Genomic DNA, 14,446 nt, shown 5'->3' with positions numbered 1-14,446 from the left:
TTTGGGAAACGGAGTTTTAGCTCCGCAGAAACTTGTTTCCTTCGGAAAAGGCGTTTTAGCTCCGCAGAAACTTGTTTCCTTCGGAAACGGCGTTTTCAGACGGCCTTGAAAGGAAAGGTTAATCTTTAGGCTGCCCCCAGCGTGCCCAAACCAGCAGGCGGCGGAAGTTTTCGCGCTCCGTCATATCGGGCAGTACAAACTGCCATATTGTGCGGCCGCCCACATCCCATTTCAAAAACATGGCGTAAGGCGAAACCAGGCTGCCCGGGCGCAACACGGCTTCAAAATCGGCTGGCGGCCGGCCGGTAAACACCACCGCCCTCCCTTGCGGGCTGACGGTGATTTTGTGTACGGCATCGGCGTGGCGCAGGTTTTGGCTGTGCCACGCCCGGAAAAAAGCGGCAGCCAGCAACAGCAGGCCGATGATGCGTGCTGCGCCGTAAAATTCGGCAAAACAGAGACAGGCCGCGCAAAGGTGCAAAAACACTGTTAGGGCTTTGCCGGCGGGCGAGGGTTTGAAGGCCGTCTGAAAAGGGCGCATCTTACATCATGTTGTCGAATACGGGGGTGATGTTCAGCCCGGCTTCTTCCATATCGAACACCATGTCGTGAATTTCCACTTCGAAATATTCCCAAAAGGCTTTCAGACCCATATCGGCCGGCCATTGGCTGCGGGGAATGTCCCAACTGGAAATTTCGGCTTCGAAAATGGTTTGGTAACGCTCGTCAAAATAGGAAACCACCGCTTCCGGCTCGTCAAACTGCGGCACGAGAAACACCGAGCAGTTGCTGCGGATTTGCTCCAGCGTTAAATCGGGCATATTTTCATCGGTCTGTTTGAGCCAGGCGAGAAAGTTTGCGGTGGGTTTGAGCACCACGGCGGTGCGGTCGACAAAATACATGGTGCGTCCTTGCAGGTGGGTTTCAGACGGCATTGTACTGAATATCGGCGGCAAACCGAAAGGCCGTCTGAAAAATCTTTTCAGACGGCCTGTTATTGTGCTTTGCGGCGGTTTGGGTTTAGTGGTCGCTGGCTTCTGCCGCGCCGATGCCGGTCATGGAGCGGACATATTGTGCTTCAAAGCCTGCTTTATCCAGCCCGGCCTGTTTGGATTTGTCGGTAATCGAGAAAAACCAGGCAGAAACAAAGGCCAGCGGAATCGAAAACAGGGCGGGGTTGCTGTAGGGGAAGAGGGCTTCTTTGTGGTGCAGCACTTTCACCCACACGGTCGGGCCGAGGATAATCAGCACAAAAGCCGCCAGCAGGCCGAGAAAGCCGCCGATAACCGCGCCGCGCGTAGTCAGGCCTTTCCAGAACATCGACAGGGCGAGAATCGGGAAGTTGGCCGAGGCCGCCAGTGCGAATGCCAAGCCCACCATAAAGGCAACGTTTTGGTTTTCAAAGGCGATGCCCAACACGATGGCCATCACGCCCAAACCTAAGGTAGCCAAACGCGATACGCGCATTTCCTGCTCTTGCGAGGCTTGGCCTTTGCGGAAAACCGAAGCGTAAAGGTCATGGCTCACGGCCGATGCGCCGGAAAGGGTCAGGCCGGCCACTACTGCGAGAATGGTGGCGAACGCTACGGCGGAAATAAAGCCCAAAAAGAGGTTGCCGCCGAGTGCGCCCGACAAGTGAACCGCCGCCATATTGGTGCCGCCTATCATTTCTACAACGGATTTGCCCTCTTTAATCATGGTGGTGAAGAACTGGGGGTTGTCTTTGGTAACGAAGATAATCGCACCGAAGCCGATGATGAAGGTTAAAAGATAGAAATAGCCGATGAAGCCCGTGGCCACAAATACTGATTTGCGTGCTTCTTTGGCATCGGGTACGGTAAAGAAGCGCATCAGGATATGCGGCAGGCCGGCGGTGCCGAACATTAATGCCAACCCCAGCGAGAGTGCGTCTATCGGATTGGAAACCAAGCCGCCGGGCGACATGATGGCAGCGCCTTTTTCGTGGATTTCGGTGGCTTTCAAAAACATGTTTTCCAAGCTGAAGCCCGAGGCTTTCAAAATCATAAAGGCCATAAACGAAGCGCCCGAAAGCAGCATCACGGCTTTGATAATCTGCACCCAGGTGGTGGCCAGCATGCCGCCGAACAACACATAAGCCACCATCAGCGCGCCCACAATAACCACGGCGGAAGTGTAGCTCATGCCGAACAGCAGTTGGATCAGTTTGCCTGCGCCTACAACTTGGGCTATCAGGTAGAGAATCACCACCAATAAGGAGCCGCTGGCGGCAAATACGCGCACGGGCCCTTGTTTGAGGCGGTAGGCCACCACGTCTGAAAAAGTGAATTTACCGAGGTTGCGCAAACGTTCGGCAATCAGAAACAAAACGATGGGCCAGCCCACCAAGAAGCCGGTGGAATAGATCAGGCCATCGTAGCCGGTGGTGTACACCATGGCCGAAATGCCCAGAAACGAGGCGGCGGACATAAAGTCCCCTGCAATGGCCAGGCCGTTTTGAAAGCCGGAAATGCCGCCGCCGGCGGTGTAGAAATCTTTGGTGGATTTGTTTTGCTTGGCCGCCCACTTGGTGATGAACAGCGTTGCGCCCACGAAAATCAGAAACATCACAATCGCCGAAATATTCAGCGGCTGTTTTTCCACATCGCCGGTTAAGGCGTCTGCCCAAACGCTGCCCGAAGCGAGCAGAGCCGGAATACCGATTAAAAATTTATTCATGTTTATTTTTCTCCCTGAACTTCACGCACAACTTCTTGGGTCATTTCTTCAAATTTACCGTTGGCTATGCTGACATAGATGCCGGTGGTGATAAATGAAAACACAATCACGAAGATGCCGGCGTAAACGCCCCAAGTGGTGATGCCGCCCTCGGATACGGGTTTGCCGAACATTTCGGGGGCAGTACCGATCAGCCAGATATAAGCCACATACATCACAAAAACAACAGCCGAAAATCCCCAGCCTATCATCGCTTTTTGTTGCGCCATCTGTTTGAATTTCGGATGTGAGAGCACTTGCCGTGCAGTTTGTTTATCCATTACTTTCTCCTTTACAGAACGCTTACCGGTAAACGAAACGGATTAAAATGAAAAAACATTGCCGTGGCTAATATTATTTTCTGATAGTATCAATCCGTCCGGCTGATAATGCGCCGGACGGAGTTGATTTTTAAAGCAATCACCGCTCGGGAAAATCTTTCAGACGGCCTGAAGATATGCCGAAACACCATCATCAAGGTATGCTGCTGCGGTGCAGTATCCCGGGGCAGATCTGATTGGCCGGGCGGCCGCCGCCCGCAGCGGGTCGGCCGTTACCCTACCGGCTTTCGCAGAAGAAAAATATGGATTACAACCAGCTTAAAACCTTTATCGAAGTTGCCCACATCGGCAACCTGACCCAGGCAGCCGAGCGTTTGCACTTGTCGCAGCCGGCCGTTTCAGCGCAGATTAAATCGCTCGAAAAGCGATTGGACGTTACCCTGTTCAAACGCACCACCAACGGCATGGCACTCACCCCGGCAGGCGAAGTGTTCCTGCCGGAGGCCGAAGCCCTGCTGCAACACCACCACAAACTCGACTGCTTTGCCAAAACCCTTTCAGAACATTATGTTACCCATGCTGATCTCGGCCTTATCCACCCCGTTGCGCCCGACAGAATCACCGCTCTGACACAAAGCATCCTGAAGCAAGACCCCGATATCATGCTGCATATCCAATACGGCATGAGCGGCGAAATCGAGCAGCGGGTGTTGGACAAACAACTGCACGGCGGCTTCTTTCTCGGCCCCGTTACCCGCCGCAGCCTGCGCAGCCTGTTTCTCGGCGATATCCAATATTCGCTGGTCTGCCATGCAGGCGAAGCCGGCCGCATCAAGGCAGGCCTGCCCGGAAGTTTGGAAGAGTATGCGTGGATTGAAATGTCGGTGGTGTCGAGCAGCCGCAAACATATGCAGCAGTTTTGGCGCAAATACAAAATCTCGCCCAAACAGCAGATTATCTGCGATTACCCGCAAACCATCATCGATTTGGTTTGCGAAGGCACAGGGCTGGCGATGATACCTGCCCAAAAAGCAGAAGCTGCGTGCGCGGCAGGCAAACCCATCTACATTCTTGACGAATACCGCCAAAACTTGCCGCTTCACTTTATTTATCTCGATGAGTTTGAAGAAGATCCTATATTGAATCTGTTGAAAGAGTGTGTGGAAAGCGTATGGGCGGATACGGTTGTTTGATAACGGGCGGATGTTTTTCAGACGGCCTGAGCGGTTAAACATAACCGCGTTGTGTACACGGTAAGATTTGGGAAAAAACGGCTGTGCAGCATCGCGAAAGAGATACCGCTTTACCGGAAGCATCGGGCAACGGATGCCGGAAAGCCATGAAGCTGCCTTGCCGTGTTGCGGCCATTCACAAAAGGGCGCAGTTTCTTCGGACGGTGTGCCGAACGCTTAAACTGCCCTCTCCCTACGCCATTGTTTCAGTTTGAGTGTTAAAAAACACGGCCGCCTCGGCCGCGGAACCTCATATGCGTTTGGCGGAAAACGGGAAATGCCCGTTCCGGGCATGGGGAGATGAAAATAAAGAGACTGCCGCCAACCCACTAAAAGCATAAGGCTGCAGGCAGTGTAAGGAACCCATGCCGTAATGATGTTAAAACGGCTTGGCCGTAAGGGTATGGTCTGCATCAAACAGGCGAATCAGCGGCCGGGCAAGGCCGTGTCCAGCGCGGCGGCAATATCCGCCCAAATATCATCAACATCCTCTACGCCGATAGAAAACCGCAGCAGGCCGGTTTTGATGCCGGCAGCGGTTTTGATTTCGTGCGGTACACCGCTGTGCGACTGTGAATAGCAATGGTTAATCAGGCTTTCCACCCCGCCCAGGCTGGCGGCCATCTGAATCATGTTCAGGTTTTTAATCACGCTGTCGGCAGCTTCTTTGCTGTCGTTTTTCAGCCAGATGCTCACCACCCCGCCGAAATCTTTCATCTGCCGCCCGGCTAAGGCGTGGTGCTCGTGCGAGGGCAGGCCGGGGTAAAACACTTTTTCCACCGCAGGGTGTGTTTCCAGCCGTTTGGCGATCTCCAGCGCGTTTTCGCAATGCCGCTGCATACGCAGAGCCAGCGTTTTGATGCCGCGCAGCACCAGTGCGCAGTCCATCGGTCCGGCCACACCGCCGGTGTTCGTCATCATGGTGCGCATAGGGCGCGCCAATTCTTCGGTTTTTACTGCCACAACACCCATCAGCACGTCCGAATGGCCGCACAAATATTTGGTGGCCGAGTGAAACACAATATCGCAGCCCATATCGAGCGGGTTTTGCAGATAAGGCGTAGCGAAGGTGTTGTCGATGCCCACCAGCGCGCCGGCTGCTTTGGCTTTTGCCGCCAGCGTTGCAATATCCACCAGCCGCAGCAGCGGGTTGGACGGGCTTTCCAGCCATACCATCGCCACATTTTGATGTGCGGCCAACGCCTTATCGAGATTGGCAGGGTCGGTTAAATCGGCAAACACCACATTTACGCCCCACGAGGCATACACCTCGGTGAGTAAATCATAAGTGCCGCCATAGATGTCGCCCACCGCAATGATGGTGCAGCCCGGGCGCAGAAAAGTGCGGAACACGCAGTCGATGCCTGCCATGCCGCTGCCGAAGGCAAAGCCCGCCGCTCCGTGTTCCAGCGCGGCTAGGGTGTCTTCCAGCACTTTGCGGGTGGGGTTGCCTGCGCGGGCATAACGAAACGGAATCTGCTCGCCGATTTCTTTCATGCGGAACATGCTGTTTTGGTAAACCGGAGGCATGATGGCGCGGTTATGTTCATCGGGATCATAGCTGCTGTGGATAACTTCGGTGGCAAATTTCATGGCGCATGCCTTTAAAATATTAGGTAAATATAATAAACAGCGGGATTTTAACACTATCCCGAAAATTGAAACAATCAATGCCCGGCTCCACCCTAAGTGATATAATTTCGCATTTGCAGCCCTGTGGGTTTCAGACTTCCGCCCGGGCAGCCGCCCGCCCCGTGCGGCTTCAGGCAGAGCGATATTGAAGCTAAACAGCTGCTTATATTAAACGGCACACACAAAACCGGGCAGCGAAGCGGGGGCAGGGGTAAGGCTGTATCGTTTTGTGTTGTTTTATCAAAAAAGCAGGCCGGCAGTGCAGAACTGCCTGAGGCCGTCTGAAATAAAATTTCAAACGGCCTTGCATTTAAGGCCGGCGCACACACATTAAAGGCTCTCCAAGCCCCGATTCTGAGGACACTCCCGCATGAACACTATTGCAGACGTGCAATCCACCCGCGATTTGCGCAATTTGCCGATTAACCAGGTCGGCATCAAAGACTTACGTTTCCCTATTGCCATCAGTACCGCAGAAGGGGTGCAGGCTACCGTTGCCCGCTTGGGCATGACGGTGTTTCTGCCGGCCGACCAAAAAGGCACCCATATGTCGCGCTTTGTTGCGTTGATGGAGCGTCAAACCGAAGCGTTGGACTTCGGGCGTTTGAAAATGCTTACCGAAGAAATGGTGGCACTTTTGGATTCGCATTCGGGAAAAATCAGCGTGTCGTTTCCCTTTTTCCGAAAAAAAAGCGCGCCTGTGTCAGGCATAGAATCATTGCTTGATTACGATGTAACGTTAAGCGGAGAAATCGAAAAAGGCGAATACCGCCAAACGCTCAAAGTGTTGGTGCCGGTAACCAGTCTGTGTCCGTGTTCGAAAGAAATTTCGCAATACGGCGCGCACAACCAACGCTCGCACGTTACCGTAACCATTACCTGCGGCCGCGAAGTGGCCATAGAAGAAATCATTGATTTGGTGGAATCGCAGGCTTCGTGCCAGCTTTACGGGCTGCTCAAACGCCCTGATGAGAAATATGTTACCGAGCAGGCTTATGAAAACCCGAAATTTGTGGAAGACATGGTGCGCGATGTTGCCACCCGCTTAATTGCCGACAACCGCATCTGCGGCTTTACGGTCGAAAGTGAAAACTTCGAGTCGATACACAACCATTCGGCTTATGCCTATATTGCCTATCCCTAACGGTAACGGTTGATTTTCCTGTGCGATTTGCGCTTTCTGCCGGTTGTGCAGGAGGCGGGTTTATCTGCCGTACCGCAGTTTTCCAGCCGCATCCGTTGCAGCCGGTTTATATTTCGACTTTCGACAGCTGTGCGCAGAAGGCATTTTCTGCTTGAGGCCGTCTGAAAACAAGTGAAACTGTTTTTCAGACGGCCTGATACTTCACCGGCAGGCTGTCGCACCTATAGAAATGTCCTCAAGCTGCACAGTGTCTGCAAACGCTGCTACAATGCGCCTTTGCCTTATTACCTTGATTAGATACTATGTTTGTAGCCGTAGAAAAATACAAAACGCCCGCCAAAATTTTATTAGGCCTGATTGCGCTGACTTTTGTCGGCTTCGGCGTCAGCACCGTGGCCGCACCGGGATACGATTATATTGTTAAAGTGGGCGGCCAAAAGGTTAGCGAACACCAATTGAACACCGCCCTGCAGAATATGCAGGCCGCCGGCGGTAACGAATCGCGCGATGCGGTGTTTAATGCTTTGGTGCAGCGCGCATTATTAACCGAAGGCGCGCGCGAAATGGGCATCTCCGTTTCGCAGGATCAAATCAAGCAGATTATTGTGGACGAACCCGGCTTTCACGACCAAAACGGCAAATTCAGCCAAAATCTGTTCAACCAATATCTGAACCGGCGTCAAATGTCGGAAGATGCGCTGATTGAAGAAATCCGTAACGAATTTATGGTCAATAACCTGATCAGCCTTGTGAATAACGGCAACCTGGTCAGCGATGCCCAGGCAAAACAGTTGATTGCCGCCACACAGGCCGAGCGTACCGTGCGGTCGGTGTCGTTCAGCCCCGAGGCGTTTGCGCGGCAGGTGAAAGTAGATGATGCCGCGCTGAAAAAATATTATGAAGCCAATCAAAAAGACTATGTGATTCCGCAGGCGGTTAAAGTGGAACATGTGGCTCTGAATATTCAAGATGTGGCCCAGCAGCAAACCGTGGGCGAAGAGGAGCTTAAAAAAGCGTTCGAGCAGGAAAGCACCGCTGCCAAACCGAAGCGCGAAATCGCGCATATTCTGTTTGCCGCGCCCCAAGATGCCCCCGATGATGTGAAAGCGGCCGCCAAAGCAGAAGCCGAAAAAGTGCGGGCGCAGCTTAAAGCCGCTCCGTCTAAATTCGCCGCATTGGCCAAACAATATTCCCGTGATGAGGCATCTGCCGGCAACGGCGGTAATTTGGGTTATCTTCCGCAAGACGGGGGGTTGTTGAAAGAGTTTGAAGACCGTGCATTTTCTTTGAAAAAAGGCGAAATCAGCGAAGTGGTTCAGACGGCCGCCGGCTACCACATCATCACCATTCTGAATATTCAGGACAAACCTGCATTCGAGCAGGAAAAAGCCCGCCTGGAAGCAGAGTTGAAGCAGAAAAAAGCTGTGGCGGCCTTTAACGAAGCCAAAGAAAAACTGGCCGAAGAAGCATTCAACAACCCCGGAAGCCTTGCAGAAGTTGCCAAAAAAACCGGCCTGAAGCTGCAAGCCCCTGTCGATTGGCTCACCAAAGAAAACGGCAAGGCCGCCGGGATGCCCGATAACCTCATTAACGCCATTTTCAGTGATGACGTAATGAAGAAAAAGCATAATTCCGAGCCGGTTACCGTTAATGAAGGCTTGGTGTGGGTGGTGCGTGCAAAAGAGGTTCGCGCACAAAACACCCAGCCGTTTGAAGAAGCCAAAAAATTTGTAGAAGCAGACTATCTGCGTGCCGAAGCCGCCCGCCTGGCGGAAGTTGAAGCAAAACAGGCACTGGCAGATGTGCAGAAAGGTAAAGCGGCCGATTTGAAATGGTCGCCGGTTTCGCAGCTGACGGCAGAGCAGGCGCGTCAGTCTATGCCGCCGGAAGCCTACGCACAATTGATTAAGGCCCGTCCCGAAAACGGAAAGCCGGCTTATGTGTTGCTGTCGAATCTGCCTGCGCCGGTATTGGTGGAAGTGCAGAGTGTGAAGGTGCCGGAAAATATCACAGAACAATTGAAGCCTGCCAAATTGGCATTGGCTGAAAATCAAAGCAATGCTTCTTTCGCCGCTTTGATCGGCCATCTGAATGCCACCATCAAGCAAACCCTGGGGGCGCAGAAAGTGAAGTCGGAGTAGCCGGTAACGGTGTCGGTGTACAGCCAAACAGCGCAAAACGATAATCATGGTTCGGCCTTAACCGATCCACAGAGAATAGTTTGGCAAACCGTTAAAGCGGTAACCCAACCGGCTCCAGAGACCGGGTTCTCTTCAGCTTTTCAAACTTTGTTTTGTCTGTGCTGTTTCGCTATAAATATAGGGCGGTTAAAATTACCGCCTTATATTTTGCGGAGTATTTTCAGACGGCCTAGAGGGTTGATATAGTCAATTAGGCAGATTTTACCAACGCCTGTATTGGAAATTTTCTAAAGATGCCCGACCGGGCGGCTACGCTTTTGTTTGTCTGCAAAAAAACAAAGAGTAAAGCATTGCTTGAGTTGGCCAAATGATTGGAGCTCCCTATTGAATCGCCGAAATGAACAAGCATACAGGGCAGGCAGGATATCGGAAGATGCTAATAACGCTTGAACCTTATGATGTTTTGCATTTCATCACTGCCGCATTATCGGACATCAGCATTTGCTCTGACAAAACCCTTGCAGCGTTCCCGCCAACTGTTGAAGTCTTACCGCACTAATCTAACGGTTGCCAAAATGCTGCAAGGGTTTTCAATCAGTTTTTAACATCACGGCTGAGAATACTCATTCAAAAGGCGCAACTTCCAAGCCGAACATCGCGCGGGCGGTGTTGAGCATCTGGCAGCTGAACCCCCATTCGTTGTCATACCATGAAAACACTTTCACCATATTGCCCGCAGTTACTTTGGTGAGCGTGCTGTCGAAATGGCTGGCTTGGCTGGTGTGGTTGAAATCCATAGAAACCAGCGGCAGGGTGTTGTAGCCGAGCACGCCTTTCATCGGGCCGTCTGAAGCAGCTTTCACAATGCTGTTGATTTCTTCTGCACAGGTGTCGCGGCCTGCTTCGAAACTCAAATCCACCAAAGAAACGTTCACGGTGGGTACGCGGATAGCAAGGCCGTCCAAGCGGCCTTTCAATTCGGGCAGCACCATGCCCACTGCCCTGGCCGCACCGGTTTTGGTGGGAATCATGTTTTCCACGCCGCTGCGGGCACGGCGCAAGTCTTTGTGGCGCACATCGGTAACGGTTTGGTCGTTGGTGAGTGCGTGGATGGTGGTCATCAGGCCTTTGTTGATGCCGATGCCTTCGTGCAGGGCTTTGGCAATGGGAGCCAGGCAGTTGGTGGTGCACGATGCGTTGGAAACCACAGTCATTTCGGGCGTGATCACATCATGGTTTACGCCGTAAACGATAGTGGCATCAACATCTTCATCGGCAGGTGCCGAAATCAGCACTTTTTTTGCACCCGATTCGAGATGGGCTTGGGCTGCAGCCTTGCTGGTAAACGCTCCGGTGCATTCCATCACCAAATCCACACCCAAGCGTGCCCACGGCAGTTCGGCAGGATTGCGGGTGGAAAAAAAAGGGATTTTGCGGCCGTTGATAATCAGGTGGTTTTCAGCGTGGGAAACATCGGCGGCAAAGCGGCCGTGAACGGTGTCGAATTTGGTGAGATGGGCATTGGTTTCGAGGCTGCCGCTGGCATTGACCGCCACAACTTCAAGTTGTTTTTCCAGTTTGTAATCATAGATTGCGCGCAATACTTGTCGTCCGATGCGGCCGTAGCCGTTGATGGCAATCTTAATGCCCATTTTTTTCAGTCCTTTTTGTTGAAACAGCGGTGGTAAAATATGCAGGCCGTCTGAAACGCTGCGGCGGAACGCCCGAATTATACCGTGTTGTAGTGCGGTGTAGTCAAGATGGATTACAGGCGGTTACAGCATAACGCGCAATCTGCCCGAAACGGTTTTTTGCTGCTTTCCGGCAGATTCAGGCTTGCAAACCGAAGATTGGCCGTTGGGAAGCACAATGCCTGAAACCTACCTGCTTTGTCGTGCGCAGGGCTTCACCGTTATAATAGGCCGTCTGAAAAACGATAAGGAAGCATCATGCATACAGAATCGGTATTGCCCCTATTGCAAACCCTGCACAACCAAATCTGCGCCGCGCTCGAAAAAGAAGACGGCGGGGCGGGTTTTGTTTCAGACTGTTGGCAGGGCAGACTCGGCAAGGGTGAGAGCAGGGTGTTGAAAAACGGCGCGGTGTTTGAGCAGGCGGGGGTGAATTTTTCGCATGTGGAAGGCAGCGCCATGCCCGCTTCGGCCACCGCATACCGCCCGGAGCTGGCGGGTGCGCCGTTTGAGGCGGCGGGCGTATCGCTGGTGGTTCATCCGAAAAACCCTTATGTACCCACCAGCCATGCCAATGTGCGCTTTTTCATTGCCCACCCCGAGGGCAGGGAGCCGGTGTGGTGGTTTGGCGGCGGTTTCGATTTAACGCCGTTTTATCCGTTTGAAGAAGATGTTTTACATTGGCACCAAACTGCGGCTGCCGTGTGTGCGCCGTTTGGCAGCGATGTTTATCCGCAATACAAACAATGGTGCGATGAATATTTTTATCTGAAGCACCGGGGCGAAGCGCGCGGCGTGGGCGGCCTGTTTTTCGATGATGTGAACCGCTGGCCTTTCGACACTTGCTTGGATTTTATCCGCGCAGTCGGCGGGGGCTACACCGAGGCCTACCTACCGATTGTGGCGCGCCGCAAACATACGCCGTATGGGGAGCGCGAGCGCAACTTCCAGCTTTACCGGCGCGGGCGTTATGTGGAATTTAATCTGGTGTGGGACAGGGGCACGCTGTTCGGCCTGCAAAGCGGCGGGCGCACGGAGAGCATTTTGATGTCGATGCCGCCGCTGGTGCGCTTCGAATATGCCTACACGCCCGAAGCAGGTTCGCCGGAGGCGCGGTTAAACGAATTTTTAAAGCCGCGCAACTGGCTGGGTGGCTAGGCTTGACCCCCGATTTGAGATTTAAGCAAACACTCCGGCAGGGCGTATAATAAAGCTCCCGCTGAAAACGAGTATGCCATGATAAACGCACAAACTTTAGACGTAACCGGATTGAAATGCCCGCTGCCGATTCTGCGTGCCAAAAAAACACTGGCGCAGATGCAGGCAGGAGACTTGCTTGTCGTGCTTGCCACCGATGCCGCTGCGCCCGATGATTTCGCCGCCTTCTGCCGCCAAACCGGCCATGTGCTGCTGGAATCTTCCGAAGTCCGCGGCGTGTTCAGGCTGGTGCTCAAACACAGATAAGGCCGTCTGAAATGAGCGTTTTCCGCCCCGCGTTGCCTGTGTTGACGGTTTTATTGTCTGCCTGCGGGCAGAACAGCGTTGCGCCGGAGCAGGCTGCCGTTTATTCCATTGGCGCGATGCAGCTTTTCACGCAAGCCTATGCCGATCAGAGCGGTAGTGCGGGCAGCCCCGCCGCTTGGGCGCAGCGGCACAACCTGCAGCCATTAACCGCCGAAGCCGTACAAAAACTGCCGGCGGGCATGATGGAATCAGACGTACAGGCCGTGTTTTACTTCGGCACCGCACCCGCTTCGTGCAGCGTCAAAACCGCCGTTGCCGGTGAGGCTGCCGCCCGCCGCGCCTTTATCACGCCGGTCGAACAGGGCAGGGCGGGAACAGCGGCGCGGTTCCGCTCGGAAAACACCACCGTTCCGCCGTTTCCGTTCCGCCAATTGGTTGACACCCAACCGGATTCGGAAAACGGCGGAGAAATTCTGCAGGCTGCCGACACACCGCCTTTCGAATATGTGTCCCCACAGCCGGCGCTCCACCTTGTCCGCAGGCCGCGGCAAACCAGCCCGGTTGTGAATCTGTAACAATCAGGCCGTCTGAAACATTTCAGACGGCCTTTAATGCAATTCAATGTTGAATACAGCCAAAGGAAAATTATGCAAACCCTTACCATTATCCAACCCGATGATATGCACCTGCACCTGCGCGATGGTGAAGCACTCAAAACCGTATTGCCGTTTAGTGCCCGCCAAATGGGGCGCGCCGTGATTATGCCCAACCTGAAGCCCCCCGTGGCCGGTGTGGCTGATGCATTGGCCTACAAACAGCGCATTTTGAGCGCATTGCCTGCCGGCAGCACTTTCGAGCCGTTGATGACGCTCTATCTCACCGACAAATCCACTCCCGAACTCGTGCGCGAAGCCAAGGCCGCCGGCATCGTTGCTTTCAAACTCTACCCGGCGGGTGCCACCACCAATTCCGATTCGGGCGTAACCGATTTATTCAAACTGCTTCCCGTTTTAGAGGAAATGGCCGCGCAGAACATTCTGTTTCTGGTGCACGGCGAAGTTACCGACCCCGAAATCGATATCTTCGACCGTGAAGCCGTATTTATCGAACGCGTGATGAAGCCCGTTTTAGATAAAGTGCCGGGCTTGAAAGTTGTGTTTGAGCACATCACCACCGCCGATGCCGCCCGTTTGGTGATGGAAGCCGGCGACAATGTAGCCGCCAGCGTTACCCCGCAGCACTTGCTGCTCAACCGCAACGATTTACTGGTGGGCGGCGTGCGCCCGCACCACTACTGCCTGCCCGTGCTCAAGCGCGAAAGTCACCGCAAAGCTTTGGTTGAAGCCATAACCGGAGAAAAATCACAAAAATTCTTTTTAGGCACCGATTCCGCGCCGCATGCACAATCCGCCAAAGAAAATGCCTGCGGCTGCGCGGGCATTTTCAGCGCCGCCACCGCCATCGAGCTGTATGCCGAAGTGTTTGAAAAAGCCGGCGCGCTGGACAAACTCGAAGCCTTTGCCTCGAAAAACGGCGCCCGTTTCTACGGCCTGCCCGAAAACCCACGCACCATTACCCTGGTGAAACACCCCCGTGAAGTGGTTTCCAAAATACCGTTCGGCAACGGCGGTTCATTAGTGCCGATGCGGAGCGGAGAAAGTATCGATTGGACGGTGGAATATTAAAAACCTTTCAGACGGCCTGACCAACCGGTTGGGGCCGTCTGAAAGATGATTCGCGAAGAAGGATGAATTTAATGTAAAAACGGGTTCCTCTTCAATCACCGACATAATGATCTGTATAAAGTTCTATTGAAAATGTTGCGGGAAGATCCTTTAACATGGATTTTGCTTCCTAAGCCTCTAAATTAATATTCCATTCTCATTCTTTCATAAACGTTATATTTTCATTGAGACTGTATTAGATTGGCAGTTATGTCGCCCTACAAAAATGAAGATAAAAACTAAGAAAAAGGGGCTGTACTAGATAACTAGGGAAATTTAACTTCAGGTTAGAATAATCCCTATGAGAAAAAGTCGTTTAAGTCAGTACAAGCAAAACAAACTGATTGAACTATTTGTTGCAGGTGTTACCGCCCGCACAGCGGCGCAATTAGTTAGCGTCA

Annotated in this window: 13 protein-coding genes and 1 pseudogene; 8 read left to right on the top strand and 6 right to left on the bottom strand. The window is 53.1% G+C overall.

All coding sequences use genetic code 11. From position 1 onward, the window contains the following. Positions 1-118: 118 nt before the first annotated feature. From IR141_RS03340 to IR141_RS03325, 4 genes are all read right to left on the bottom strand, one after another. Complete coding sequence (locus tag IR141_RS03340) at positions 119-541, bottom strand: protein YgfX (RefSeq protein ID WP_135034260.1); 423 nt, start codon at positions 539-541, stop codon at positions 119-121. Between the two features lies 1 nt (position 542). Beyond that, positions 543-902 (bottom strand): hypothetical protein, encoded by a 360-nt coding sequence (locus tag IR141_RS03335; RefSeq protein WP_135034300.1) that lies wholly within the window; start codon positions 900-902, stop codon positions 543-545. A gap of 118 nt (positions 903-1,020) precedes the next feature. Continuing rightward, positions 1,021-2,697, bottom strand: a complete 1,677-nt coding sequence (locus IR141_RS03330; RefSeq protein WP_135034259.1) for a cation acetate symporter — start codon at positions 2,695-2,697, stop codon at positions 1,021-1,023. A gap of 2 nt (positions 2,698-2,699) precedes the next feature. Continuing rightward, positions 2,700-3,017 carry a DUF485 domain-containing protein gene (locus IR141_RS03325; protein ID WP_135034258.1) on the bottom strand — a complete coding sequence of 106 codons (318 nt, stop codon included), beginning with the start codon at positions 3,015-3,017 and terminating at the stop codon, positions 2,700-2,702. A 302-nt stretch (positions 3,018-3,319) separates the two neighbouring features. On the opposite strand from IR141_RS03325, the gene IR141_RS03320 reads away from it, so the two are divergent. Beyond that, entirely contained in the window at positions 3,320-4,210 is an 891-nt protein-coding gene (locus tag IR141_RS03320) for a LysR family transcriptional regulator (protein WP_135034257.1), read from the top strand. 465 nt (positions 4,211-4,675) lie between these two features. Here IR141_RS03320 and IR141_RS03315 read toward each other — a convergent pair whose 3' ends face one another. Further along, entirely contained in the window at positions 4,676-5,842 is a 1,167-nt protein-coding gene (locus IR141_RS03315; protein WP_135034256.1) for a PLP-dependent aspartate aminotransferase family protein, read from the bottom strand. A gap of 409 nt (positions 5,843-6,251) precedes the next feature. Between IR141_RS03315 and folE2 the strand changes: the two genes are divergently transcribed. Together folE2 and IR141_RS03305 are read left to right on the top strand one after the other, a co-directional pair. Continuing rightward, a complete protein-coding gene (gene folE2, locus IR141_RS03310) occupies positions 6,252-7,025 on the top strand; it encodes a GTP cyclohydrolase FolE2 (protein ID WP_135034255.1) in 774 nt (257 codons plus the stop codon). A gap of 302 nt (positions 7,026-7,327) precedes the next feature. Next, positions 7,328-9,166 carry a SurA N-terminal domain-containing protein gene (locus IR141_RS03305; RefSeq protein ID WP_135034254.1) on the top strand — a complete coding sequence of 613 codons (1,839 nt, stop codon included), beginning with the start codon at positions 7,328-7,330 and terminating at the stop codon, positions 9,164-9,166. A gap of 623 nt (positions 9,167-9,789) precedes the next feature. Here the strand turns inward: IR141_RS03305 and gap are convergent. After that, positions 9,790-10,818, bottom strand: coding sequence for a type I glyceraldehyde-3-phosphate dehydrogenase (gene gap, locus IR141_RS03300; RefSeq protein WP_135034253.1), 1,029 nt, complete (start codon positions 10,816-10,818; stop codon positions 9,790-9,792). 297 nt (positions 10,819-11,115) lie between these two features. On the opposite strand from gap, the gene hemF reads away from it, so the two are divergent. From hemF to IR141_RS03275, 5 genes and pseudogenes are all read left to right on the top strand, one after another. Beyond that, positions 11,116-12,015, top strand: coding sequence for an oxygen-dependent coproporphyrinogen oxidase (gene hemF, locus IR141_RS03295; protein WP_135034252.1), 900 nt, complete (start codon positions 11,116-11,118; stop codon positions 12,013-12,015). A gap of 81 nt (positions 12,016-12,096) precedes the next feature. After that, positions 12,097-12,321 carry a sulfurtransferase TusA family protein gene (locus tag IR141_RS03290; protein ID WP_135034299.1) on the top strand — a complete coding sequence of 75 codons (225 nt, stop codon included), beginning with the start codon at positions 12,097-12,099 and terminating at the stop codon, positions 12,319-12,321. Positions 12,322-12,332: 11 nt separating this feature from the next. Next, positions 12,333-12,896, top strand: a complete 564-nt coding sequence (locus tag IR141_RS03285; protein ID WP_135034251.1) for a hypothetical protein — start codon at positions 12,333-12,335, stop codon at positions 12,894-12,896. Positions 12,897-12,968: 72 nt separating this feature from the next. Next, on the top strand, positions 12,969-14,006 hold the full coding sequence (gene pyrC / locus IR141_RS03280; protein WP_135034250.1) for a dihydroorotase: 1,038 nt from the start codon (positions 12,969-12,971) through the stop codon (positions 14,004-14,006). A 340-nt stretch (positions 14,007-14,346) separates the two neighbouring features. After that, positions 14,347-14,446 (top strand): annotated as a pseudogene (locus tag IR141_RS03275) (IS1595 family transposase); the annotation flags it as partial.

Source organism: Neisseria sp. 19428wB4_WF04, from assembly GCF_015235335.1.
In the GTDB taxonomy this organism is placed as follows: domain Bacteria; phylum Pseudomonadota; class Gammaproteobacteria; order Burkholderiales; family Neisseriaceae; genus Neisseria; species Neisseria musculi.
This window is presented reverse-complemented; position numbering and strand designations above follow the sequence as displayed.